Origin of the sequence: Gimesia sp. (genome assembly GCF_048260065.1) — a bacterium.
Taxonomy (GTDB): domain Bacteria; phylum Planctomycetota; class Planctomycetia; order Planctomycetales; family Planctomycetaceae; genus Gimesia.
Genome location: NZ_JBLXHC010000021.1, coordinates 1 through 23,808 on the forward strand (window position 1 = coordinate 1; position 23,808 = coordinate 23,808).

The 23,808-nt window shown below is 47.7% G+C and carries 21 protein-coding genes; 15 read left to right on the forward strand and 6 right to left on the reverse strand.

Annotated elements, in window-relative coordinates; all coding sequences use genetic code 11:
* Positions 1–537: 537 nt before the first annotated feature.
* Both ACN0YN_RS27230 and ACN0YN_RS27235 read left to right on the forward strand, forming a co-directional pair.
* Positions 538–1,503, forward strand: a complete 966-nt coding sequence (locus ACN0YN_RS27230) for a DUF1559 domain-containing protein (protein ID WP_417388112.1) — start codon at positions 538–540, stop codon at positions 1,501–1,503.
* A gap of 247 nt (positions 1,504–1,750) precedes the next feature.
* Positions 1,751–2,155, forward strand: a complete 405-nt coding sequence (locus ACN0YN_RS27235) for a carboxypeptidase-like regulatory domain-containing protein (RefSeq protein WP_417388113.1) — start codon at positions 1,751–1,753, stop codon at positions 2,153–2,155.
* A gap of 42 nt (positions 2,156–2,197) precedes the next feature.
* On the opposite strand, the gene ACN0YN_RS27240 is transcribed toward ACN0YN_RS27235, so the two are convergent.
* A complete protein-coding gene (locus tag ACN0YN_RS27240; RefSeq protein ID WP_417388114.1) occupies positions 2,198–2,764 on the reverse strand; it encodes a CDP-alcohol phosphatidyltransferase family protein in 567 nt (188 codons plus the stop codon).
* A 381-nt stretch (positions 2,765–3,145) separates the two neighbouring features.
* On the opposite strand from ACN0YN_RS27240, the gene ACN0YN_RS27245 reads away from it, so the two are divergent.
* The 3 genes from ACN0YN_RS27245 to ACN0YN_RS27255 all read left to right on the forward strand — a co-directional run bounded on the left by ACN0YN_RS27245 (position 3,146) and on the right by ACN0YN_RS27255 (position 6,507).
* The gene (locus tag ACN0YN_RS27245; RefSeq protein ID WP_417388115.1) at positions 3,146–4,024 is read left to right on the forward strand and encodes a hypothetical protein; all 879 of its coding nucleotides are present in this window, start codon (positions 3,146–3,148) and stop codon (positions 4,022–4,024) included.
* Between the two features lie 97 nt (positions 4,025–4,121).
* Entirely contained in the window at positions 4,122–5,753 is a 1,632-nt protein-coding gene (locus ACN0YN_RS27250; protein WP_417388116.1) for a sodium:solute symporter family transporter, read from the forward strand.
* Positions 5,754–5,760: 7 nt separating this feature from the next.
* The gene (locus ACN0YN_RS27255; protein ID WP_417388117.1) at positions 5,761–6,507 is read left to right on the forward strand and encodes a creatininase family protein; all 747 of its coding nucleotides are present in this window, start codon (positions 5,761–5,763) and stop codon (positions 6,505–6,507) included.
* Here the strand turns inward: ACN0YN_RS27255 and ACN0YN_RS27260 are convergent, their stop codons facing one another.
* Positions 6,508–7,782 (reverse strand): hypothetical protein, encoded by a 1,275-nt coding sequence (locus tag ACN0YN_RS27260; protein WP_417388118.1) that lies wholly within the window; start codon positions 7,780–7,782, stop codon positions 6,508–6,510.
* Between the two features lie 350 nt (positions 7,783–8,132).
* Between ACN0YN_RS27260 and ACN0YN_RS27265 the strand changes: the two genes are divergently transcribed.
* The 8 genes from ACN0YN_RS27265 to ACN0YN_RS27300 all read left to right on the forward strand — a co-directional run bounded on the left by ACN0YN_RS27265 (position 8,133) and on the right by ACN0YN_RS27300 (position 18,028).
* Positions 8,133–8,819, forward strand: a complete 687-nt coding sequence (locus ACN0YN_RS27265) for a class I SAM-dependent methyltransferase (protein WP_417388119.1) — start codon at positions 8,133–8,135, stop codon at positions 8,817–8,819.
* 73 nt (positions 8,820–8,892) lie between these two features.
* Entirely contained in the window at positions 8,893–10,731 is a 1,839-nt protein-coding gene (asnB, locus tag ACN0YN_RS27270) for an asparagine synthase (glutamine-hydrolyzing) (protein ID WP_417388120.1), read from the forward strand.
* Between the two features lie 42 nt (positions 10,732–10,773).
* The gene (locus ACN0YN_RS27275; RefSeq protein ID WP_417388121.1) at positions 10,774–11,463 is read left to right on the forward strand and encodes a sugar transferase; all 690 of its coding nucleotides are present in this window, start codon (positions 10,774–10,776) and stop codon (positions 11,461–11,463) included.
* Positions 11,464–11,732: 269 nt separating this feature from the next.
* Positions 11,733–13,052, forward strand: a complete 1,320-nt coding sequence (locus tag ACN0YN_RS27280) for an O-antigen ligase family protein (protein ID WP_417388122.1) — start codon at positions 11,733–11,735, stop codon at positions 13,050–13,052.
* A 452-nt stretch (positions 13,053–13,504) separates the two neighbouring features.
* Complete coding sequence (locus ACN0YN_RS27285) at positions 13,505–15,022, forward strand: lipid II flippase MurJ (protein ID WP_417388123.1); 1,518 nt, start codon at positions 13,505–13,507, stop codon at positions 15,020–15,022.
* Positions 15,022–15,855, forward strand: a complete 834-nt coding sequence (locus tag ACN0YN_RS27290) for an aldolase/citrate lyase family protein (protein WP_417388124.1) — start codon at positions 15,022–15,024, stop codon at positions 15,853–15,855. The genes ACN0YN_RS27285 and ACN0YN_RS27290 overlap by 1 nt, the downstream gene beginning before the upstream one ends.
* Positions 15,856–16,067: 212 nt before the next feature.
* The gene (locus ACN0YN_RS27295; RefSeq protein ID WP_417388125.1) at positions 16,068–17,012 is read left to right on the forward strand and encodes a UDP-glucuronic acid decarboxylase family protein; all 945 of its coding nucleotides are present in this window, start codon (positions 16,068–16,070) and stop codon (positions 17,010–17,012) included.
* A complete protein-coding gene (locus ACN0YN_RS27300; protein ID WP_417388126.1) occupies positions 17,009–18,028 on the forward strand; it encodes an NAD-dependent epimerase/dehydratase family protein in 1,020 nt (339 codons plus the stop codon). The genes ACN0YN_RS27295 and ACN0YN_RS27300 overlap by 4 nt, the downstream gene beginning before the upstream one ends.
* A 46-nt stretch (positions 18,029–18,074) precedes the next feature.
* Here ACN0YN_RS27300 and ACN0YN_RS27305 read toward each other — a convergent pair whose 3' ends face one another.
* The 4 genes from ACN0YN_RS27305 to ACN0YN_RS27320 form a co-directional block, all read right to left on the reverse strand.
* Positions 18,075–18,896 carry a purine-nucleoside phosphorylase gene (locus ACN0YN_RS27305; protein WP_417388127.1) on the reverse strand — a complete coding sequence of 274 codons (822 nt, stop codon included), beginning with the start codon at positions 18,894–18,896 and terminating at the stop codon, positions 18,075–18,077.
* Positions 18,897–19,064: 168 nt separating this feature from the next.
* Positions 19,065–19,343, reverse strand: coding sequence for a hypothetical protein (locus tag ACN0YN_RS27310; protein ID WP_417388128.1), 279 nt, complete (start codon positions 19,341–19,343; stop codon positions 19,065–19,067).
* Between the two features lie 500 nt (positions 19,344–19,843).
* The gene (gene arsS / locus ACN0YN_RS27315; protein ID WP_417388129.1) at positions 19,844–20,884 is read right to left on the reverse strand and encodes an arsenosugar biosynthesis radical SAM (seleno)protein ArsS; all 1,041 of its coding nucleotides are present in this window, start codon (positions 20,882–20,884) and stop codon (positions 19,844–19,846) included.
* A 45-nt stretch (positions 20,885–20,929) separates the two neighbouring features.
* Positions 20,930–22,108, reverse strand: coding sequence for a methyltransferase domain-containing protein (locus ACN0YN_RS27320; RefSeq protein ID WP_417388130.1), 1,179 nt, complete (start codon positions 22,106–22,108; stop codon positions 20,930–20,932).
* A 224-nt stretch (positions 22,109–22,332) separates the two neighbouring features.
* Here ACN0YN_RS27320 and ACN0YN_RS27325 point away from each other — a divergent pair, with 224 nt between their 5' ends.
* Positions 22,333–23,094, forward strand: a complete 762-nt coding sequence (locus ACN0YN_RS27325) for a TIGR04283 family arsenosugar biosynthesis glycosyltransferase (RefSeq protein WP_417388131.1) — start codon at positions 22,333–22,335, stop codon at positions 23,092–23,094.
* Complete coding sequence (locus ACN0YN_RS27330; protein WP_417388132.1) at positions 23,058–23,753, forward strand: TIGR04282 family arsenosugar biosynthesis glycosyltransferase; 696 nt, start codon at positions 23,058–23,060, stop codon at positions 23,751–23,753. The genes ACN0YN_RS27325 and ACN0YN_RS27330 overlap by 37 nt, the downstream gene beginning before the upstream one ends.
* Positions 23,754–23,808 lie beyond the last annotated feature (55 nt).

Below are 23,808 nucleotides of genomic sequence, written 5' to 3' on the forward strand. Positions count from 1 at the left end.
CCTCCATGAAATGAGACTTCACCAGTCTACCAGACTTACCGCATTCGCGCTAGACTAAAATGTGACGCGCTCTAGATCGCATCACATTTATCCATTGCGTCTGAGAATCTAATATACTCGAGCCAAATGGCCCTGGAGACACTACAGTAAAACTGGACACAGTCTAGATCCCGCATGATCTATTGATCCCATCAATGCATACTGAAGTGATGGCTTTTTAAGGAGAAACTCCCTGCGTAGATTGCTACTCTTCAGGTAGCATGTTACGATCCTACAAAAGAAGTAAAGTTAAGAAAGAAAATAGTGCTTGCTTTTCTTTCTACATCAATGACCAATCAATGAGGTTCTGGAAATCACCTATTCTCCCACCTGTTTCCCTTGTTTGACTGTGGTAATGGATTCTGCAGTAAAACAGACTCCGGGAATGTGCCGAGACTCCTGCATTCATCCTGATTTCCCCCACATGACAGATCTGTAAACGTAACTGCTCAGATTCCGTACATTGATTGCGTTCTGCTTTTGTCCCAGGAGTTCTTTGTGTTTGATTTTTCGTCTCGTAAACGTGGCTTTACCCTGATTGAGTTACTGGTCGTCATTGCCATCATCGCCATTTTAATTGCCCTCCTGCTGCCTGCCGTACAACAGGCGCGTGAAGCAGCCCGCCGGAGTACCTGCAAAAATAATTTGAAACAGTTAGGGTTGGCATTCCATAACTATCATGATACTCACCGTGTCTTTCCTCCAGCGGCAATCAATCCCGGTAGTGCAAAATGCACCTCAGTCTTTCCGACTAATAACATCATGAATCATACCTGTTACCAGATGTTGCTCCCATTTCTGGATCAGGCACCATTATACAATCTTTATAACTGGTCGATTCCCAGTGGTTCAGCAATGCATTCCAGTTGTGGTCACACAGCACCTGCGGCTACATCAAATCAATTTAATTTGATTGGCGCGAATCTGCCTGTATTTCTCTGTCCTTCAGACAGTGGAACACCGATCGGAACGGATACCGGTTCGACATACTATTCGAATGGTGCACACCGCACGAGTTACGGTGTTGCCGCGAATCAATACGATTCCGATAAAGCATCCTCCTTTCAGGGAGACACATATGCACAAAAAGGTGTGCTCGGTCTGAATGGTTCTGCCAAAATTTCTTCAATTACAGACGGAACCAGTAATACCGTGATGCTGATTGAAACTCCTCTGCTGAAAACGACCAGTGGATCTGATACTTATGTCGGCTTTGGTCCTTTCTGGGATACTTTTACGCATACGCATTTTATTCGACCTACCGGTCAGGGAATTAACCGACCTCGGAATGCTGCTTACAGTCAGCGGGTATATGGGTGGGGAGCGGGAAGCTTTCACGTTGGTGGAGTCCACATTCTGCTGGGAGATGGTGCAGTCCGTTTCCTGAGTGAAAATGCAAATATGACCGCTGTTGTCCAGGCACTGATTTCTGCCAGGGGTGGCGAAGTGATTGGCGAATTTTAGAGCATTTCACATTAGCGTCTGTCAATCGAATCTACTCGGTCCAACTGGACCTGGAGACGCTTCAGTAAAACTGGTCACAGTCTAAAACTAAAATCATTGATCTCATTCCCGCTGTATCGTGAGTTCACGGAAGCAGCGGGAATTTTAATTCAATATTCCCCAGTCCTGCAGCTCGCATGATCGCATACATGGATCGTTATGAATTGATCCGTGGTTGGACGGAGAAAATATATAGAAAGACAGAGTCATGAAAATAATATCATTTGAAATAAAAATCGTCTGCTCCCTGCTCGTTATGGCAGGACTGACTGGCTGTTCCGGCGGACAATCACTGCCTGACCTGGCGAGTGTCACTGGAAGTGTAATCCTGGATGGCAGTCCGTTACCGTCTGCCAACGTTCTTTTTCAGCCTCAACAGGGTAAAACTGCCTTTGCGATGACCGATGAAAACGGAAAATTTGAGCTGATGTATAACCAGGATACAACGGGAGCCACTCCCGGCAGTTATACCGTCAAAATTTCGAAAGAGAAAAATCCGGAAGAACCCGGAAACGAACTGCTGCCCGCAAAATATAATGAGAAGTCAACTTTGACCGCCGACGTCAAAGCCGACCAGGAAAACGAATTTCAGTTTGACCTGACCAGTAAATAAGTCGGCTCGATATCAGATTGAGTAGAAATCCGGATAAACTCTTCAGAGTTTTTTCCGGATTTTGTAAAAACCGGTAATCGATTTCCAGGCCAGGGAGAGTACGAACAGCCATAACAGGTAGTTCAAGCTGCCTGGCAGAAAATAAACATCAATGGGAATCCACGCATACACAAAAAAACGGGGCCGGACCAGCCAGCTGTAAGGAATCGCCAGTGAACTGCGAATCATGGCGAATACCACGACCAGCGTGTAGAAAAACAGATACAGCCCCCCGGTGACTACATTGACGACATCATAATGAATCAGAGTAATAGTCGTAAAAGCTACGACCAGCTGGTCCGATGTGGTATCGGTAAATGATCCCCGATTTCCTGCCGTTCCCTGATATCGGGCCAGAGGACCATCAATGCCGTCCAGTAGAACATGGAGTAATAGTAAACCGAACGACACCAGCCGCGCGGCTTCCCATGATTGCCCGAAGGTAAAACAGAAGCCGATTCCACAAAGTAATGATAAAAGGGTCAGATGGTTGGGAGTAATTCCCTGGAGCACAAACCATTTCAGCAGCGGAAGAAAAATCTGTTGACGGCGAGACTGTGAAGCGTCCATCAATGACTCTTCACCGCTTGAGTAGACTGACACCTTGCTTTTAACGGTTTTATTCTGTGTGCACATGTTATTCGATCATCGAATGATTACATCTTTTTTATTCGATTGGCCCATACAAAAAGGTGCGGACTGATATCTCTCATTGATAGAAAACAGCGGCGTCAGCTTTTTGTCTGAAAAATATTCAGAATCGGTACCGCGACTTTGGTTTGAAATACCTTGAGATTTCTTAGCTTTCCTTTTTATATGGACGCGGTTTGATATGATATTGGTAGATTTCTACCTGCTCAGTCGATTTCAGTTTGTCAAACGAAAGAAAAAATCATGATCTTGAGTTGGCTCTGTTCAAAGTCTATGAGAATTCCTGCTGGATGCTTGATATTGGTTCTGTTTTTCCACCTCTGTGGTACGGGATGGAGTGCAGCACCTGGTGAATCGAAATTATTTCCGGTGGTTCTGCAGAAACGAGTCGCAGATGAATCTGGTAAATTTCGACCTGTGAAAGAGGCTTTCTACTGGAAGCCTGAGCAGACCGCAATAATTGTCTGCGATATGTGGGATGATCATACCTGCAAGCAGGCCGCGAAACGGGTCGCTGAAATGGCTCCCGCGATGAATGAAACTCTGAAGGCGGCCCGTGAAAAAGGTGTTTTCATTATCCATGCTCCCAGTGGTCGCATGAATTTTTATGAGGGGACTCCTCAACGTCAACGCGCCATTGAAGCTCCCTTTGCAGAAGCACCCCTCGATTTTAAGTGGAAATACTGGAATGATGAAAAAGAAGGGGCACCGCTACCGTTTGTTCGGGCAGGCGGTTGTGGCTGCAAAGTAAACTGCAAAGGCTGGGAACCCGATGAAACGGGTCTTCGCCATTGGAAAGGGGAGAAAATTCCCTGGACCCGACAGATTAAAACAATTGAAATTGCCGACGAAGACGCCATCAGCGATAACGGCCAGGAAATTTTTAATCTGCTGGAAGCACGGGGAATCAATAATGTGGTGCTGATGGGAGTTCATACCAATCTCTGTGTCTGTGGGCGCCCATTCGGGTTACGTCAGATGGTGTATCAGGGAAAAAATGCGGTTCTCTGCCGCGACCTGACCGACTCCCTCTTTCAGCAGAATGATCCTCCTGTCAGTCATTTTCGTGGTACCGATCTGGTGGTCGAACATATTGAGAAGAAAATCTGTCCCACGATCACCTCCACCACATTTACCGGTAAACCGGCATTTCGTTTTGATGAAAAAGCAACGCATTAAGTCTTTGCTCTTCGAATCTGGAACAATTTCGGTTTCTCTGCTGCAGCGAGAAGATTCGCTGTGACGTTAATTTTTTCTTTTTAGAACTGTCTGCAAGATGCATTCGCTCGATTACGGTGTCATTTTTGTCTATCTGTTGTTTTCGGTTGCCCTGGGTATTTATTTTGGGCGTAACCAGTCGCGCCAGGAGTTTTTTGCTGCCGGGAATTCCATGGGTTGGCTGCCTGTGGGACTGAGTGTGATGGCGACCCTGTTTTCCGCGAACAGTTTTGTCATGTATCCTTCGATTGCCTACGGGAGCGGACTCAGAATCAGTCTGTTTCTGATCGCCATTTCACTGATGGCCCCCCTGGTGCTCTGGGTATTTATTCCCGTATATGCAAGGTTGAAATGCCAGACGGCGTATGAATACCTGGAGCGACGATATCACGTTTCTGTACGTTCCCTGGCCAGTGGTCTGTTTATTTTTCTGCGCATTGGCTGGATGGCTTCTGCAACTTATGCTGCTTCCGTAGTACTGGCGAATGTCATGCAGGTCGACCAGGTAACGGTGATCATCGTACTGGGCGTCGTCTCGATTTTTTATACGATGCTCGGCGGATTGCGGGCAGTCATGTGGACTGACGTTCTGCAGTTTTTTATCTTCAGCCTGACGATCTTATTGACACTGGGATTGATTCTTTCCCAGACAGAGGGGGGCGTGTCGGGGATGATCTCGACCTATTTTGAAGGTCGTGAAAATGTCCTGATCGATTTCACGCCTTCGATGACTTTGGAGTATGGCAGCTGGGCTCTGCTGATTGGTCTGTTTCTGGAAGGCCTGTCTGCATTTGGTGCAGATCAGGTTGCCGTCCAGCGTTATATCTCTGCCCGCTCAGAAAAAACATCACAGATCGGATTCTCGATTAATATCCTGGGAATGTGGACCGTCGTCCCCGGGTTACTGGCAATTGGAGTCGGCCTGTATTCGCATTATCAGCAGTTTCCCGAAGAAATCGTTTCGGTACTTGCTACCGAACTGAATGGCGAGCTGCCCGACTGGAGATCGGGGGACGGGATGACGGTCCCTGAATATTACGAATCCTATCCCCAATATGTGGCAGAGGATATCCGGGCTTTAAATAAACAGGATGAAGCACTGCCGCAATACGTCCGTCTCCATTTCCCACCCGGTGTGGTTGGTTTATTTCTGGTGGCACTGATGGCGGCGGTGATGTCCAGCATCGACTCGGGAATTCATTCTGTAACCACGGCGCTGATGGTTGATTTCCGTGATCGTCATTTCGCACATTGGAAACCGAAAAATAATATGATCGAAATGTTACAGGACCGGGGACTGGTAGTGTTGATTGGAATCCTTTCCATCTTTCTTGCCTGTAATGTCGGTGAGATGGGAGATGTATTTGCCATTGGGAAAAAAATGACGGCCGGTTTTGGGGGGCCTTTACTGGCCGTGTTTATCCTGGCGTTGTTTTTTAAAAACTCAACGACCGCGGGGGTCATGACTGGGGCGCTTTCCGGGGCATTGATTACAATTGCACTGATGTACCTGGCGCCATACTGGTTTTCAGTCTGGTTCTGGCCGATCGGATTTGGACTGACCATGTTGATTGGCTTGATCGTGAGTCTGCTGACTGCGAAGCAGAAGCCAGATGCAACTGAAGCATCGCTCACCTACTGGAATGTGATCCACGGAAATTTCAAAAATCCCCCGGATGCCGGAGAGTAAAGATCTCATGAAATATGCTGAAATGAATGCCCTCGCGCTTAAAAATGTATCCCGTGAAGATACGCTGGTCGTTCTCCCGATCGCCGCCGTCGAACAGCATGGCCCTCATATGCCGACGGGCACGGATCACATTATCTGCACCGCCGTAGCAGAAGCGGTTGAAGCAAACCTTCCGGATTCGGTTCTGTTGTTACCGACGCTCTGGCTCGGTGCCAGCCAGCATCATCTGCGCTGGGGAGCAACGTTAACGTCTCGCGTGGAGAACTATGAGACTCTGCTTTGTGAAATCTGTGAATCACTGCTGGGCGACGGATTTCGCCGCATTCTGATTCTGAATGGGCATGGAGGGAATATCGGTCCGATGCAGATTTCTTTGCGGCGTTTGCAGATTGATTATCCCAACACCAGGCTGATGGCGGCTTCTTACTGGTCCATTGCCGAGGAAGAAATCGCGTCCCAGCTGGAAGGAAAGTGTAAAACCGTGGGCCATGCCTGCGAAGCAGAAACTTCTTTGATCATGCATCTGCGGCCCGAATTAGTAGACGAATCACAGCTGATGAATTTTGATGACTATAAGCTGGATATGCTCGAAGGGGTGTATCTCTGCAACGATATGTTTCAGCGAACCTCACAGGGAGCGACTGGGCGACCGGATCTGGCATCAGCCCAGAAGGGAGCTGCGATGTTTTCAAAAATCGTGAACCGGGTAACGGAAGTACTGAAAACGCTCCAGTTATTACCGTTTCCTGAGTGATCAGGCAGCATCTCTGTTCGCCCGCGCGGAAAGTGACTGCAGAACGGTTTCTGCAATTCGGTAATGTGATCGGCCATCGCAGTTCCATGTCTGACGGATCTGATTTCCCCGCGCCTGCTGTTGTGCCAGGGGGTCCCGTTTGATCGATGCCAGTGCGCTGGCTCCTGCATCGACTGTTGTTGAAAACGAAGCCCAGTCATATTCATGCAGGGGAAGGCCATAAACGCTGATGTCGTTTTCCAGATTAAAAAAAGCGACCTGCTTCCCAATTAATGCGGCCTTGATTCCCACTGTGGAGTGATGAGTGACCAGTACATCACAAGCGTGTAAGACCGTACCCAGTGAGTCGTCGGAGGCATTCAAAGCTGCCGGCCCTAACTGGTCGATCACTTTCTGCACATCAGCATCACGATGATTGGGATGTTTGCGGACTGCGATTCGAAGATGCGGGTTTTGTTTGATCGCCTGCAGCAGGCTGGCTTCAACCAGGGTACTTTGATTACCGATACCAGGTTGCATTGCATAAAGGGCCAGTGGAGTGTCATTATTAATTGAGTACCTGGTACGCCATTCGATTCCAGCCGATTCCTGATGCAGAACATCTGCGGCGCAGTCGAAACTGGGGTGACCTGTGATGACGAGCGTACGAGGATCGACGCCTCGTGCCGTGAGTTGAGGAATGGTCGCTTCAAATGGAATGCAGACCCGGTCCGCAATGATGTCGGCGATCTGCAGCCCAAACAGACTGACCATGCTGATTGCGGGGATTCCTCGTTCCTGCGCTACTTTGACTGACGCCAGTTCCGCACGGGGAGAATTCGTTGTCAGTAAGGCATCCGGTTTCAGTTGATGAAACAGACGTCTGATTGGATTGAGGGGAAGAAACGCACGCCGTCCTTGTGCCTGGTAGAGCTGTTTAGCATTTTCCGTACCGATACGCTCTTCCAGGTCTGCATACGAGAGTCCCAGATAAGCAATCGTTTCTTCCAGCGGGACCGATTTTCCATCAGCGCCCATTTCTTCTGCCAGTCGGATGCCATGTTGGCGCGCGCGTTCATCATCCGAAGTCAGGAGATGTCGAAACCCGATTGGTTCAAAGCCAGCGGCCCTCAGCGGTTCAGTTGCTGTAGTCAAACCGAGTACCGAAATCCGGCAGCCCTGAGCCTTGAGCTCCTGCAGCACCGGGAGCAGCATCTGCACATGTCCTCCGCCATAACATGTAGCCAGTACATGCTTTACGGTTTTAATGTTTTGTGGAGACTTCGTAAAAGACATTGCTCACAAACGGGTTAGAGGCACTGTTCTGGAAACGGGAAACCGGGCGTTATTTTGCGGCGGTATTAGACAGGGATTTCAGGAAATACGTCAAGACCAACCAGAGTGCCTGGGCGAAAATAAAGCGTTACTACAGAGAGAGTTGACGATCTCAATCTGGTCTTTCCCGAAAAACTGAAATCGCTTATTTTACCGCTCCTGCAAATAATACAAAATCAGCGATCGTGAATGGGACTGGCTCGTAGAATACGAGTTAAGCTGCATGCAATTTTGAGGGAACAGATTTCTTCAGTTCACCTCTGATTGATTTTCATTGATCTGTTTCTTGAACAGGATGGGGTTAAATAAAGATGCCGGACATTAAGCTGCTGGAAGACTTTCATCGACAGGATGTGGTTCAGTTTCTGAAGGGAACTGACAACACAGGCATTGAACTGGGAGTTGCCCAGGGGATCTTTTCAGAGCGGATGATTCAGTCGGGCAAGTTCTCCACCTTCTTTGGCGTGGATATGTATGCGGACACACACGACACTGAAGAATACAAAGGCGCATTGAAGAAAGTCGGACTGTTTGCTCCCTATAAATTGTTGAGAATGACTTTCGCGGAAGCTTTGGATCTTTTTGATGATCACACGTTTGATTTCATTTACGTGGACGGTTATGCCCATTCCGGAGAAGAAGGGGGCGAAACCATGTATCAATGGTATCAGAAATTAAAAGTGGGCGGCGTGATGGCCGGTGATGATTATCACGAAAGCTGGCCTTTAGTGATGCAGTCCGTGAATGAGTTTATTCGGCAGACGGGGGGAGAACTGATGGTGACCGGAAAAACGGAGGAGACCATTCACTGTCAGTATCCCAGCTGGATCACCGTCAAAGAGAAGGATGTGAAATTTTCTCCTGATGAAGCACAGATCCGGCGAGGTAAATCGATAACAAAGAAACTGGTTCGCCGTCGACATCTGAAAATCTATCTACAGAATCTTTTACCCAGTTCTGTGATGGAAAAATTGGATAAAGTTAGAAAAGCAGCATGATTTAACGGCTGTTGGAGAATCGGGCAGGGAATGCCCGTGAAGTATTCCCCACCGGGGAACGGAAGGAACCGAAATGTGTGGAATCATAGGCGGATTTGATCGTCAGCAACGACCCTGGGGATCGGATCTCGCAGAGCGGGCCTGCGAACGGATGCAACATCGGGGGCCCGATGATCGCGGCTGGTTTGAAACACAGGGAATGCTGGTTGGTAATCAGCGTTTGTCGATCCTGGACCTGGCTGGTGGCCATCAGCCCATGTTTTCCGATGACCGGCAGGTTGTCGTAGTTCAGAATGGAGAAATTTATAATTTCAAAGAGCTGGCCCAGGGGCTGGGATGCAAAACCAGCTGCGATACCGAAGTCATTCTGCGTCTGTATGAACGGGATGGCGAAGATTTTGTCAAACAGCTCAATGGGATGTTCGCGATTGCGATTCTCGATTTGAGAAAGCAGACGCTGTTGTTGTACCGCGATCGTATCGGGCAGAAACCTCTTTACCTGTATGACGATGGAACGCGTCTGCTGTTCGCTTCAGAAATCAAATCACTGTTTGCGATGGGTGTGAAAGCCGAGATGAACTGGGAGGGCTTCGATGCCTATCTCACTTATAATTTCGTACCGCCGCCCATTACGCTTTACAAGAAGATTACCCATCTGATGCCCGGGCAGATGCTGAAGGTCAGTCCGCAGGGAACTGAACAGCGACGATGGTGGGATCTGGCTGTCAAACCGGTTGAGTCTCGTACAGAAGAGTCTTGGAGCGAAGAGATCATCGAGACATTAAAGGCCGCCGTTCAAATTCGTTTGCGGGCAGATGTGCCTCTGGGAGCCTTTTTATCTGGCGGAATTGACAGTTCCTCGGTGGTTTCGCTGATGAGTCGAGAACTGCCTCATCCCGTCCAGACGTTTTGTATCGGGTTCGATGATCCTCGTTTTGATGAATCGCATTATGCACAGGAACTGGCCGATTTATTTCAGACCCGTCACACCTGCGAAGTCCTGAGCCCGAATTTAACATCAGTCTGGCCTTTGACGTTATATCACAATGATCAGCCCCATGGCGACGTTTCGTTTATGCCTACTTACCGGGTCAGCCAACTGGCGCGGAAATCAGTCAAAGTTGTTCTGACAGGTGATGGAGGCGATGAGCTGTTTGCCGGCTATGATGTTCATCGAAACTTTTTTGCGAATCAGGATCTGACACTTCCGCGTGAGCAAATTGAATCTGCTTACATCAGAGCGATCAGCCTGCTGGAACCAGCTGAGAAGCAAAAACTTTATTCATCATCCGCCAGGCAAGAGCTGGCGGGAGTAGATTCAAGCCGTTTCGCCCGGTCCCACTTGCAGGAATTCCGTCATCTGGACCCGATCAATCAGGCGTTGGCCCTTGATACGCGGATGCTGCTGCCCGGTAACAATCTGGTGAAACCCGACAAGATGGCAATGGCAGTTTCCCTGGAACCACGCGCGCCATATCTCGATTATCGGATGGTTGATCTGGCGTTTCGCATACCAGGCTCATTGAAATTAAGAAATGGTGTTACAAAATCCATTCTCAAGAATGCCTGCAAATCAATCCTGCCTGAGAAAATTATTTATCGAAAAAAACAGATGTTTACAGTGCCAATCGGAGAATGGTTTAAGCGCGAGTTGTCTCCCTTTGTCAAAGAAGTTCTGCTGTCTGAGCGATCATTGGAACGCAGAATGTTCCAGCCGGAACGTCTCCGGGAAATGATTGAAGAGCATCAGAATGAAAAGGTCAATCATACGCGTGCGATTCGGGCGCTACTGGCTCTGGAGCTGTGGCAGCGTACCTTTATTGATCAGTCGTTTGATCATGCTCCCACTTTTTCCGAACTGGGAGTCAACAGCTCGGTCGAACTGGGGGCCGGTTCATCGATCGCTGCCTGAACTTAGCATGTGTAATATCACCAATCCGGATAAGTGAGAATCATGGACGATTTTAAACTGTCACAAAGATCGACTGAAAAGCTTGAACGCAGTCAGGGGGGACCGCATTTTGATCCTCAGCTGATGGCGCAATCTCAAGCTGCAGCAGAGACCGGTGTCAAATCTGGTTATTTTCTGAAACGTCCCTTTGATCTCGTATTGAGCGGTCTGGCACTCGTTTTTTTGTCTCCCGTGTTTCTACTGATTGCCTGTCTGATCAAATTCACATCACCGGGGCCGGTCTTTTTCAGGCAGGAACGGCTGGGAGTGAATGAAAAACCGTTCTTAATTCTGAAATTTCGTTCGATGCGTACAGGATCGGAAAAATCAGGATCTCAATTTACGACCGTCAATGACTCCCGCATCACGCCTGTAGGTAAGTTGATTCGTAAAACCAGCCTGGATGAATTGCCTCAGTTACTGAATGTGTTTCGCGGGGAAATGAGTTTAATAGGACCTCGCCCTTATATCGGATTTGAATTGAAAGATGCATCCCCTTCCATCCGGGAGATGCGGTCGAGTGTGCGGCCTGGTATCTCGGGGCTGGCCCAGGTTTCTGGACGCAGTACATTATCACAGTCAACGGTGATTGATTTTGACATCAAATATGTAGAGCAATGCAGTCTGTGGCTCGATTTCAAAATCGTGTGTCAGACACTACAGAAAGTTGTCACTTGTGATGGTAGCAATTGAAGATCAGTTCATATTAAGAGTTCTTTTTCTGGTAAAAAACGATTTGAAACAGTGTGCGGTTGCACAATCAATGTATTCAGAGGGTCTCACTCTGATTGACTCAAATTCTGGTTGAGAGAAATTACTATCGCAATAGAACTGCATTCATGCTATTGAACACCTGAAATAACGTTTTAATCGGAAAGAGAAGGAGAGTGAAATTCATCTCTTACCTCAGATGATTTGACTTCGAGGTCGAAAGCCTCTTTTCTAATACTGGAATGGATCTCATGCATATTTTTGAGGGTACCTCAATCCAAAATGATACAGGTGATTTCGGGATTCTGAATCGATCCCGATTTCAGGACCTGATGTTCCAGTTCGGCGTGGTACTGGCGATTATTACTGGATTTACCATTCCGGTTTCAACCAGTTTGACTTCCGTCTGTAATCTGGGGATTTTTATCTGCTGGGGCCTCTCCGGACAATATCGAGTCACGCTCGACTGTTTCAAAAAATATCGCATTGTCACGATTTCGGTGATTCTGTTCTGCTGTCTCGCCTGTAGTTTGTTATACACGCCTGAGGCATTTTCGCTGGCATCCAGAAATTTATTCAAGTATCGACAGTTTCTGATGATGCCCATCTACCTGGCGTTTTTTATGGATCCTCGTGCACGATGGCGTGGAATACAGATGTTCGAGTTGGCAATGATAATCACTTTGATTGCCTCTTATATCTGTTGGATGTTTTCGATTGACAGTACTGTACGTCTCATGGATAACTCGATCTTCAAGAACCGGATCACGCAAAATATCCTGATGTCTTTTCTGGTCTATCTTTCTCTCTGGAAATTTCTGGAACGTCCTTCCAGACGCTGGCCTTATGCACTGATCGCAATCATCGCAACCTATAACATCCTGGCAGTTGTCCCTGGACGTTCCGGGTATCTGGCTCTGGTGATTCTGATTGGTCTGCTCATGTATCAGAAGCTGGGGGTGAAAGGAATTCTGCCTGCAGCTGTCTGTGTGGGACTGCTCGGTATGGTGACATATCATCATTCAGCAAGATTTCAGAAGAGGATTGATCAAGTCGTAAAAGAAATAAAAGAATATCGCTTTTCAAATAAGAGCCGCAGCTCAGTTGACCTGCGGCTGGAGTTTTATGGAAACGGTCTTCAGATTGCCAAATCGAGTCCTCTGCTGGGTTCCGGGATCGGAAGTTTCGCCATGAAATATCGAGAACTGATGAAACAGAAAGGCCAGCATGTTACTGAGAATCCACATAATGAATATGTGATGTTACTGGTCCAGAATGGAATTATTGGTGTGGGACTCTTTCTGGCTTTCTTCTGGGTAAGCTGGCAGACAACGCGCGGTCTCACTGGAATTGATCAGGCGCTGGGACAGGCGGTTCTTGCCGTTTATCTGTTTGTCTGTATGGTGAATTCTCTGATGCTGGACACGACCGAAGGGTGCCTGTTTGGCTATCTGGTAGGTTTGACGCTGGCCGGAGGTGTTACAGGAATCAAAGTGGCTCAACAGAATGAACCTCAGACCTCAATGACGGATCAACCGTCTCAGGAAGAGTCTTCCCGAGAGGCGGCTTAATCCAGTAAGAAAATTGCTTTGACAACTCAGAGCATTTCCTGATGAGTATTAATTTTTAATTTTACGTAAAAGAACACAGACTGAAATTTGATTTGTTAAACTCCCCTTTGAATATGATTCACGATTCTTTTTCCGGTAACAATGCGGTCCTGCTTAAGAAGCGGACGCATCTGTAAGACCGAAGAAGGGATCAGACTGTCTCGCTAAGTTAGAACCTGCTGATGAAGAATGGGTTTGTTTCGAAATACGAAAACATTCGTTTCCCGTCTGCTGGCAGGCACAAGCAAAATCGAAAATTGTCCGGCTGGAATAGACTGATTATTTTTGAGCCAAAGCATGCTGAGACTGCCGACTTTGATTGGACAGAATCTTGAATCGATCAACGGAGAGTATAAGAGGGGATGTGACATGAATTCTAAGCAGAGTATTTTTTCAACGAGCGTGTAGCGAGCATGACACAACGAGTCACATCACTATCGGCGATGCTGGTAGCTTTGGCAATGCTGCTGGGGCGAATGACCGGGCTGTTGCGCATCCTCGGGCTTGCAACGGTGCTCGGTGTTACCCATGCAAACGATCTTGCCATTCTCGTTATTTCTGTCCCGGATATTCTCAATGCCATGCTCGTGGGGGGCGCGCTGGGAGTGGTTCTGATACCAGAAATGCATCGTTTAAGCGAAGATGTTTCAGAACAATCTGCCAGTCAGTTGATCGTACAGAGTTTCTTTGCAAGCGCTGTCCTGGCCAGTGCCCTGACTTTCCTGCTGATTATGGGAGGGACATGGTTTACAGAACTGCTCGCTTCCGGGTTTACACCTGCCCAGATTAGTGAAGCCAGTAGACTGATCTCAATTGTATTGCTTGCGTTTCCTGTCAGCGCTGTGACTGCCGTCACTTCTGCCGTTCTGCAGGGACATCATAAACCGGTGATTCCTGCATATGGAAACCTGTTTTTTAATCTCGTTCTCATTCTGGTAATTGTACTCTGGGTGACACCAGGGCAAATTGAAATACTCGCCTGGGCTGTAGTGGCGGCAAGTGCTTTCCGGTTACTGACTCAACTTTTCTGTTGTTATTTTGTCACTGATTTGAGAGGAGCCTTTCACTCTTTCTATCGCCTGAGTTCCTTGAACAGAAATTTAATGGTAAAATACTTTCAGGCGCTCGCTGCAATTGGTCTGGTCGTTGCTTTTCCAGTTGTATCACGATCTTTTGCTTCAATGTATGAAGGGGGGATCAGCCTGTTTGAATATTCACAAAAACTGGTGGAACTGCCACGAGGATTGATAGGCGCTGTGATCTCAATGGTTATTTTTCCCAGGTTGAGTCGAGTTTTCGCAGCGGGCGATCTGGATACAGGCGCGCGAATCGTCAGCCAGACAGCCGGCTTGATCCTGTTAATTTCAATTCCTGCGGGAATTGCGGTTTATGTAAGTGCTGAACCGGTCGTTTCCCTGTTGTTCCAACGAGGTCAATTCTCGGTTTCGGATGTGTCAGCTACCGCGAAACTGCTGCAGTTTGCAGTTCTGGCGATGCCAGCCCTGTTTTTATCTATTTTGACAATGAATGTCTTTTATGCCAGGCATGAAACGATCACTCCTTTCAAAATCAGTTGTATCTCCCTGGTCTGTCTCATCCTGCTTTCACTGGGCTTACGTGAGCTTTGGGGGATGTCGGGAGTCATGCTGGCCTTTGTTTTAACCAGCTGGTTGCATTTTCTGGGTCTGACTATTTCTTTGTATATAAAATATGAGGTATCTGTAATTCAAGGTATTGATTTGAAACATTATTCAGCCTTGGTCTTTCTGACATTCTCAGGGATCTCAATTTCTACTATGATAGTAAATCTAGTGTCGGATCATATCCAATTGTTTATATGCTCTGCGGGACTGGGTGGGCTTTGTTTTGGGGCTGTTTTATTGATCCTGAAGAATCACTTGCCGAGTTTGAACGGGAAGTTGTCTTTATAATGAAGTATTTATTTATCACTGATTGCCCTGAGATTGCAACATACGTCGACCAGTGTGGCGTGCATTGTGTCTTCATTGACCTCGAGTTATTGGGAAAAGTCGAGCGTCAGGGGGGCAGGGATACCGTGATTTCGCATCATAAAGTTGAAAACATTTCACGCGTTAAGGATGCTGTCCAAAACGCTGAAGTTCTGGTTCGCTTAAATTCTCTAAATCCTCAATCGTCTGTTGAGATTGAGAAAGCTTTGGATCAGGGGGCTGATGCTCTGATGCTGCCGATGTTCCGTTCGCTTGAAGAAATCGAATGGTTCTGCGATCGAGTCAACTCGCGTGCCAGAGTGGTACCTCTGGTAGAAACGATCGGAGCAATGAATCAGCTCGAGCAAATTGTTCAGCTGCCCGATGTCTCACAGATTCATATTGGTTTGAATGATTTACATCTCGATCTGGAGTTGGATTTCATGTTTGAACTGATGTCAAATGGAACTGTGGACCATATGTCTGGTATTTGCAGACGAGCAGGTATTCCGTTCGGTATTGGTGGTATTTCTACAATGGATCAGGGGCTCGTATCTGGGCGACTGGTCTTGAGTGAGCATGTACGACTGGGCTCTGAGTGGGTGATTCTCTCCCGCTCTTTTCACCAGCTTGCAACAAGCCTGACTGAGTTGCAGTCTAAAATCAATCTCCCTCTGGAGCTTCAGAAAGTTGACGAGGCATACGCTGAGTTATTGAAGCGTACCGATTTTGAGATTGAACAGGACAAGCAGTTACTCTGCCAGGCTGTGGACAAAGTCACTTCAAAAGAAGTCGCAGAACGTAATGCCTCTTAAGCCCGGTTTTTAATCACACCTCTCGTGACTTCAGATTCTGTTTTAACTCTAGTCTCAGTTTCTCGAATGAATTCCGTAGAATTCCAGGTTGGAAACGGATTTCTATTCTCGTGTTTCTGGTTCTGTTTAAGTACACTGATGATATATCGTTACAGTCATTCAAGGGTATCGTCCTTGATCATCGTAACTTGATTTACATAAAGGAATGATTGGTGAACTCTGTTTTAGTAACTGGTGGGGCCGGGTTTCTGGGAAGTCATTTATGTGACCGACTCATCGAACAGGGCCGGGACGTCATCTGCCTCGATAATTTCTTTTCCGGGAGCAAAAGAAATATTGCTCATCTGATTGGGCATCCCCGGTTTGAACTGATTCGGCATGACATCGTTCACCCGTTTTATCTGGAAGTCAGCGAGATCTACAATCTTGCCTGTCCGGCGTCTCCGGTTGCCTACCAGTACAATCCTATCAAAACGATCAAGACCTCAAGCGTTGGGATGGTGAATGTACTGGGACTTGCAAAACGCTGTTCCGCCAAGGTGCTGCATGCATCGACATCAGAAGTATATGGTGATCCGGATGTGCATCCACAGGTGGAAGAGTATTGGGGGAACGTCAATCCTCTTGGCCCTCGCAGCTGTTACGATGAAGGCAAACGGCTGGCAGAATCGTTGTGTATCAATTATCATCTGGCACATCAGGTACCGATACGCATTGTAAGAATTTTCAATACTTATGGGCCGCGGATGGATCCCAATGATGGTCGCGTGATCTCGAATTTCATCAATCAGGCGCTGCGGGGAGAGCCATTGACGATTTATGGTGATGGTCAACAGACCCGCTCTTTCTGCTATGTCGATGACCTGATTGAAGGTTTCCTGCGAATGATGCAACAGGACGAAACCACCGGACCGGTAAACCTGGGAAATCCGGTCGAGAACAGTATGCTGGAACTGGCACAGGCAGTATTGAACTCAGTTGATTCTGAATCGAAACTGATTCACGAGCCTTTGCCGACCGACGATCCCAAACAGCGTTGTCCCGACATTACTAAAGCACGAAAATTTCTAAACTGGGAGCCGAAAGTCGCTTTACAGGAAGGCCTGGCCAGGACCGTTGAGTACTATCAGAATCTGATGCAACAGGAATCGTCATGAACCATATTCTGGTGACAGGGGCAGCTGGTTTCATTGGATTTCATGTCGCAGCCCGCCTGCTTTCACAAGGGCATCGCGTGACGGGCGTTGATAACCTTAACAGTCATTATGATGTCGGTTTGAAACGAGATCGCCTGGCAGAATTACGGCAATACCCGACATTCGAATTTCATGAAGCAGATATCACTGATGTCGAATATCTTTCCCGTCTGTTTACCGGGAATGCTTTTCAAAGGGTGATTCATCTGGCCGCTGAAGTAGGAGTCAGGAACTCTCTGCTTAAGCCACTGGAATATGTTCAAAGCAACGTGCTGGGCTTTGTAAATCTGCTGGAGCAGTGCCGCCTGAAAGAGGTTGAACACGTCGTTTATGCCTCATCCAGTTCCGTGTATGGTGCGAACCGGAAGATACCCTATTCAACTCATGATGCCGTTGATCATCCCATCAGCCTGTACGCTGCGACAAAACGGGCGGATGAACTGATGGCTCACAGTTACAGCCATCTATACGATCTGCCGACAACCGGATTGCGATTTTTCACGGTCTACGGCCCCTGGGGTCGTCCTGATATGGCCGTCTATCTCTTTACCAAAGCAATCTTGGAAGGGACACCCATTAAGGTGTTCAACCACGGAAATCTCAAACGGGATTTTACCTACGTTGATGATATCGTAAGTGGAGTACTGGGGGTTCTGGAACAGGTTCCTCAGCGAACAGAGTCTGTGTCAGAAGCGGTAGCTGTCGATCAGAATATCGAGGCTGCTGCTCCCTATCGATTGTATAATATCGGGAACCATCAGCCTGTTGGTATTGCCCGACTGATTGATGTGATAGAACAGAGAGTCGGCAAGACCGCGATTCGAGAAAACTATCCCATGCAGCCAGGAGATGTTCTGGAGACTTATGCAGATATTTCAGAGCTTCAGCAGGCAATCGGATTTGCTCCCTCGACCTCGATTGAAGAGGGGATTGATCGATTTGTCGACTGGTACCTGGAATATCACTCGAAGAGTTAATCGTCTGGTCAGACGATCCAGGACATGCACGTCTGGAACGTGTTGCTTATAATTCCGCGATGATCTGCGGGATGAGTTGAGCCAGTTTCTGCCCGCCATCTGCAGCGACTTTCAGGATCTTGCTGATCTCAACAGGTTCCAGCGCGTCTGGCAGGCAGAGATCTGTCACCACAGAAAGCCCCAGAACTTTCATGGAAGCATGGTTGGCGACGATACATTCCGGGACTGTCGACATGCCCACACAATCTGCACCCATCTGACGCAGCATGCGATATTCCGCGCGTGTTTCCAGGTTTGGCCCGGCGACGGCAACGAATACTCCCGTCTGAGTACGAATCTGGAGTTCCAGTGCTTTCTGTTCCGCCAGCTTGATTAAGCTGTGATCATAGGGGGCACACATATCCGGGAAACGGACGCCGAGTCGATCATCGTTGATGCCGCGAAGTGGGTTATCACCCATTAAATTAATCTGATCTTCAATGATCATGATATCAGCCAGCCGATAGTGAGGGTTCATTCCGCCCGCGGCATTTGTGATGATTAACGTTTCAACCCCCAAAGCTTTCATCACTCGGACGGGAAAGGTGACTTCCTTCATGGAGTACCCTTCATAAAAATGAAACCGACCTTCCATTGCAATAATCGGGGTTCCATTTAAATTACCCGATACCAGCTGACCTGCGTGAGATTCTACTGTGGAGCGGGGGAAGTGAGGAATTGATTCGTAAGGAATCGATTTTTCCTGGCTGATCTTTTTCGTGAAATCACCCAGTCCGGTACCCAGGATTAAACCGACCTGGGGAGCTTCAGAAATCTGAGGTTTCAGAAACTCAACGGCATCATTAATTTTTTCGACCAGTCCCTGCATTGTTCGTTTCTTTTTCTGCTGGAGAGTTCAGGAAGCTGGTGGGAGCACCCATACTCAGTTGATTGACGGGTGGTGAGTCTGTTGCATTGGACAGACGGAGAAGAGAGCGGCTTACTCGCCTTTGAATTGGTTCAAAGACGAGTGTTTCAGCTGTGTTGTGAATGAGTTCTAGAACATGTCATCATCGTCGTCTTCGAAGTCGTCTTCGAAATCGTCGTCAAACTCATCCTCTTCTTCGTCATCGAAGTCGTCGTCATCCTCTTCTTCATCGTCATCATCGAAATCATCTTCGTCATCGTCGAATTCATCATCGTCGAGGTCTTCCAGATCGTCGAAACCAATGTTTTCTTCATCGTCATCCAGTGAAAAGAATACGATGGGGGTCTCTTCCGTAAATGGATCAAGTTCTTCAGTAGATTCGATAAGAGTTGAATCGGCTAGTAACACAGTTAAATCCTCGTTGTTTCTTTGTGCAATCTTTCCAAATTTCTAAACGATTTTTACAGAGCATTTAAGCCCGATGTCAACTTTTAATCGCGGGATCTTTTTAACATTCGGGCAGAACTATTTCGGCTGTTTTCAGGGAAATATTATGTTCAGAATATTTCCATTATTATATTTAAAATGCTTTGTCAAGTGCGAAAAAAATGAACTGGAAATATATAGTTCTATTTCCGCCTGTAAGGGGCGAACACATGAGGAAAAAATCCCCGTTTTTCACGACCATGAGGAAATAATCATCCTCAAGTTGGTCTGTTTTTCCTGATAAATTCAGATAGTGATAACCTGAATAGTCAGCGGGCAGAGGGATCATGGAATGCCAGAATTGTAAGACTTGAGGTACTTCATCAATTATTAAAACTGACTTCATGAACCTGCAGTTAAACACCTGAGGAAACGGCGCAGTCGAGGCGTACAGAATCATCAATCAGCTGCTAAATGCCAACTCAGGATAGAGCGCCGCCACAGCTGGATCCGGCTCCGGCAGTACATCCGAAACAATGCTGCCCGGTAATAACTTTTCGGTTAACGAGATCTTGATAATCAAAATCCCGAATGTGCTTCCGTTCCGGTACTGAGACAGGCAGACTCAGCATCTGGTTGAAATCACAATCGTAGAGATAACCCTGCCAGTCGACAGAGAGAATCGAACGGCACATCAGTCCGGAAACAGTAGCCGGATTAAATGCGTTTATAAGACGCTCCATATACGCTTCAAAGCGTCCCTGCTGGATCAGTTCACTGAGGAAGCGACTGATGGGCATATTGGTGATGGTGATCAGGTTGGTAAACTGAACTTCGAATTGTTGTTTTAATTCACGACGATATGCTGTTTCGAGTTCACTTTGATCAGGCGGCAGTGAGAAGCCAACCGGATTATACACCAGGGTCAGTTTCAATCCGGAGTCAGGAACCCCATAGCCAAGCGAATTCAACTTCTGCAATGCCTGTATCGATTTATTGAAGGCACCATCACCTCGTTGCGCATCGGTATTTTCCTGCAGGTAACAGGGAAGAGAGGCTACAATTTCGACATGATGATCTGCCAGAAACTGTGGAAGATCCTGAAAACCGGGCGCCAGTAAAATTGTCAGATTGCAGCGATCAATCACGCGTCGGTTCAGCTTGCGAGCTGCGATGACCAGACTTTTAAACTGTGGATTCATTTCCGGCGCACCCCCCGTTAAATCCAGTGTCTGAAAACCTGGATGTTCGAATGCTTGCAGACAGAATTGCGCCGTTTCCGCAGACATGATTTCTCTACGGTCTGGTCCTGCATCAACGTGACAATGCTCACACGTCATATTGCAGAGTTTTCCCAGGTTGAGCTGGAGTGTCTCAATCGTTGTCGCGTGTAAGACTGGTAGTTGCTGTTTCTGCAACTGTTCGTCAAATGATGGTTGTTGAGAACGTGCATTAAGAATCCGCAGCTGCTCTTGCGGATCTGCCAGTTTACTGTGTTGTCGGAGCAGGGTGAGAGATGCCATTTTTTCCCATATATGAAATTGAGAGTAAGTTGACGGGAGCAGAGGTTAGCAGCAACCACTGTCCGGACTGCAGCAGTCATCCATGATCTGAGTTGTCAGATCGAAATTTTTACCTTTGGTTTCCTCTGGACTGCGGATCGCATTTCGGCGACAGTCCATTTCACGCGCCTGCTCCAGGGGAATATTCTGATGTGGCTCAACTGGAAGAAACAGGCCCTTGTATGGTTCCGTCTGCAGGAGCCGAAATGTTTTATCGCAGACTGCGATCCGTTGACCGCGAAAATAAGTATGACCATCGTCGTCTTCCACTTTTTTAAAGGGCCCGCGATAAATCATTGCCTGATTTCGTTCCAGGCAGGGCCCTTGTTTGCCTTTATAAGCAGAGACAACCATCGAGCGGAATTCAATGCCTTCCACGGTCTGCCAGGGAGTTTCTTCCCGTTTGAGAATTTCAATTCCATGGAAACCGGCATCTTCAAAAGCCTGCAGGAAAGCGGCTTCCTGGTAGGCGCCAGAAATACAGCCAGACCAGAGTTCAGGATCTTTCCGCAGGTGGTGAGGCACTGTTTCATCACAGACAATATCACTGATGACCGCTTTGCCGCCTCGCTTTAAAACTCGAAAGACTTCCTGCAGCAGCTGACTGCGATCGCTCTCGCGTACCAGGTTTAAAACACAGTTTGAGATCACACAGTCGATCGAATCATCCGGGATCAGTGGCGACTCCTGTCGCAGGCGTTCTTCCAGATTTCGTAATTCCAGCCAGCGTGCCTGACTGTTGATCGGGCTGGTGGTCAGTTCCTGATTCAACAGCTCCAGGTCCAGTTGAAGGTCCTGGATCATTCCGCTGTGAAATTCCACATTTGAGTATCCCAGTTTGTCAGAGACTTCCTGTTGATACTTACGGGCCAGAGCCAGCATTTCTGCATTGCAGTCCACGCCGATGACTTTTCCGGAAGGACCTACAATCTGTGATGCGATATAACAGATCTTGCCTCCCCCTGAACCCAGGTCCAGAACAGTATCACCGGGCGAGAGATAAGGAGTCGGATCGCCACATCCGTAATCTTTTTCCAGAATCTCTTTCGGGATGATCGATAGATATTCCTGGTTGTATTCAACAGGACAGCACAGTGCCGGTTCAGTCTGGTGCGCTGCGTTTGCGTAACGGGCATAGACTGATTCTTCTTCACTGGAGGAGATCTGCGAATTGGCGGAATTCATCTTGTTCTGGGTTCCTTTAAAGTCCGGTCGAATTCTGTTGGCTTCTTGTAGACGAATATATTTGGATGCAACAGGCTGCCTGAAGATCATTCAGTATAGCCGAGTCAGTGAATTTCAGAAACATTGCGTTTCCAAATGAAGTTTACTTTTGGGAGTTTGTATTATGTAATACGATGAATTCCAATACTGTGAAACGAATTACAATTCCAGTTTAAGCATAAAAAATGAGTAGCGTCAATCAGAGCAAAACGTCCTGTTCGATTTCAGTTATCATTCCCGTTTTACAGGGGGATGACAGCTGGCAGGCATTACTCGCGGATCTCGGGGCTTTTCCGGAATCCACCGAATTTCTGTTTATCTCGAACGGTCCGGCTCCACCCGATCTGCAGGATCAGTTCTCTTTATATGGTATCAACAGTCGCAGCCACTGGCATTGTACATCCCGAGGCAGGGCGATCCAGATGAATCACGGCGCGGAGCACGCCCAAGCGAATTATCTGTTGTTTCTGCACGCTGATTCTCGAATCAGTGATGCGGCTGTCCAGCAACTCTTTCACTGTCTGGAATTATATCCGGAGGCGTTACTCTATTTTAATCTCAAGTTCCGCGATCAGAGTTTTTTACTGATGCATCTGAATTCCTGGGGCGTTTATTTTCGTTCGCATGTACTGGGAATGCCTTTCGGTGATCAGGGACTCTGTCTGCCTCGTACTTTGTTTCAGAAACTAAATGGATTTGATGAAGAGGCAACGTATGGAGAAGATCATCTGCTGGTCTGGGCCGCCAGGCGGCATGGGATACGTCTTCGATGCACAGGCGCAGACATCGAAACCAGTGCCCGGAAATATCGAGAACAGGGCTGGCTGAAGGTGACAGTCAGACATCTCTGGCTGACGGCACGGCAGGCAATCCCTCAGTTTTTACTCCTGATAAAAGATCGAATTTTGAAATGCTGCCAAAGCAAGGCGCCATCGCCGTCTTCGTAAAAACTCCCGGTTACTCTCCTTTAAAAACCAGACTGGCGCAATCGGTCGGCACGGCGTGCGCGGAGCAGTTCCATGTCCTTTCCGCCAAAGCTGTCGAAGCGGTTGTGCATTCAGTGGTTCAACAGAACTCAGTGACTCCCTACTGGGCGGTCGCCGAACCAGAGGCGATGCAGGATTCACTCTGGAGTCAATTTGAAACAGTAGAGCAGGGAGCAGGGAGCTTAGGAGCTCGACTGGCGCATGTGCAACAGCTGTTATTTGCTGATTATGATTTCATCATTTTTCTGGGGGCAGATATGCCGCATCTGCCTGTGACATTACTGAATACAGCAGTTGAGATTCTCTCAGAGGAAAATGAAACACCGCAGTTTGTCATTGGACCGGCCTGTGATGGCGGCTTTTATCTGTTTGGAAGTCAGACAGCCCTTGATCCTGCGATCTGGCAAAACGTGCCTTACAGTGTCGAGAACACTTCATGTGTGCTGCGGGAACAGATTCAGGATCTGGGAGAAATCCATCTGCTGCCAGAACTGAGTGATGTGGATACCGTACAGGAACTCCCTCTGGTGGCACAGCAGATATCAACAGGCAAAGACTGGCTGGAAGAACAGCGTCAGGTCCTCAGTTGGATTCAGGAATGGGAAACGCAGTCCGATTAGACTGTGTCCAGTTTTACTGTAGCGTTTCCAGGGCAGTTTGGCCCGAGTATATTAG

What these genes read in the sequence shown, in the direction of transcription:
- ACN0YN_RS27235 (WP_417388113.1), top strand. Translation starts at nt 1,751, where the DNA reads ATGAAAATAATATCATTTGAAATAAAAATCGTCTGCTCCCTGCTCGTT.
- ACN0YN_RS27240 (WP_417388114.1), bottom strand. Translation starts at nt 2,764, where the DNA reads ATGGACGCTTCACAGTCTCGCCGTCAACAGATTTTTCTTCCGCTGCTG.
- ACN0YN_RS27250 (WP_417388116.1), top strand. Translation starts at nt 4,122, where the DNA reads ATGCATTCGCTCGATTACGGTGTCATTTTTGTCTATCTGTTGTTTTCG.
- ACN0YN_RS27255 (WP_417388117.1), top strand. Translation starts at nt 5,761, where the DNA reads ATGAAATATGCTGAAATGAATGCCCTCGCGCTTAAAAATGTATCCCGT.
- ACN0YN_RS27260 (WP_417388118.1), bottom strand. Translation starts at nt 7,782, where the DNA reads ATGTCTTTTACGAAGTCTCCACAAAACATTAAAACCGTAAAGCATGTA.
- ACN0YN_RS27265 (WP_417388119.1), top strand. Translation starts at nt 8,133, where the DNA reads ATGCCGGACATTAAGCTGCTGGAAGACTTTCATCGACAGGATGTGGTT.
- asnB (WP_417388120.1), top strand. Translation starts at nt 8,893, where the DNA reads ATGTGTGGAATCATAGGCGGATTTGATCGTCAGCAACGACCCTGGGGA.
- ACN0YN_RS27275 (WP_417388121.1), top strand. Translation starts at nt 10,774, where the DNA reads ATGGACGATTTTAAACTGTCACAAAGATCGACTGAAAAGCTTGAACGC.
- ACN0YN_RS27280 (WP_417388122.1), top strand. Translation starts at nt 11,733, where the DNA reads ATGCATATTTTTGAGGGTACCTCAATCCAAAATGATACAGGTGATTTC.
- ACN0YN_RS27285 (WP_417388123.1), top strand. Translation starts at nt 13,505, where the DNA reads ATGACACAACGAGTCACATCACTATCGGCGATGCTGGTAGCTTTGGCA.
- ACN0YN_RS27290 (WP_417388124.1), top strand. Translation starts at nt 15,022, where the DNA reads ATGAAGTATTTATTTATCACTGATTGCCCTGAGATTGCAACATACGTC.
- ACN0YN_RS27300 (WP_417388126.1), top strand. Translation starts at nt 17,009, where the DNA reads ATGAACCATATTCTGGTGACAGGGGCAGCTGGTTTCATTGGATTTCAT.
- ACN0YN_RS27305 (WP_417388127.1), bottom strand. Translation starts at nt 18,896, where the DNA reads ATGCAGGGACTGGTCGAAAAAATTAATGATGCCGTTGAGTTTCTGAAA.
- arsS (WP_417388129.1), bottom strand. Translation starts at nt 20,884, where the DNA reads ATGGCATCTCTCACCCTGCTCCGACAACACAGTAAACTGGCAGATCCG.
- ACN0YN_RS27320 (WP_417388130.1), bottom strand. Translation starts at nt 22,108, where the DNA reads ATGAATTCCGCCAATTCGCAGATCTCCTCCAGTGAAGAAGAATCAGTC.
- ACN0YN_RS27325 (WP_417388131.1), top strand. Translation starts at nt 22,333, where the DNA reads ATGAGTAGCGTCAATCAGAGCAAAACGTCCTGTTCGATTTCAGTTATC.
- ACN0YN_RS27330 (WP_417388132.1), top strand. Translation starts at nt 23,058, where the DNA reads ATGCTGCCAAAGCAAGGCGCCATCGCCGTCTTCGTAAAAACTCCCGGT.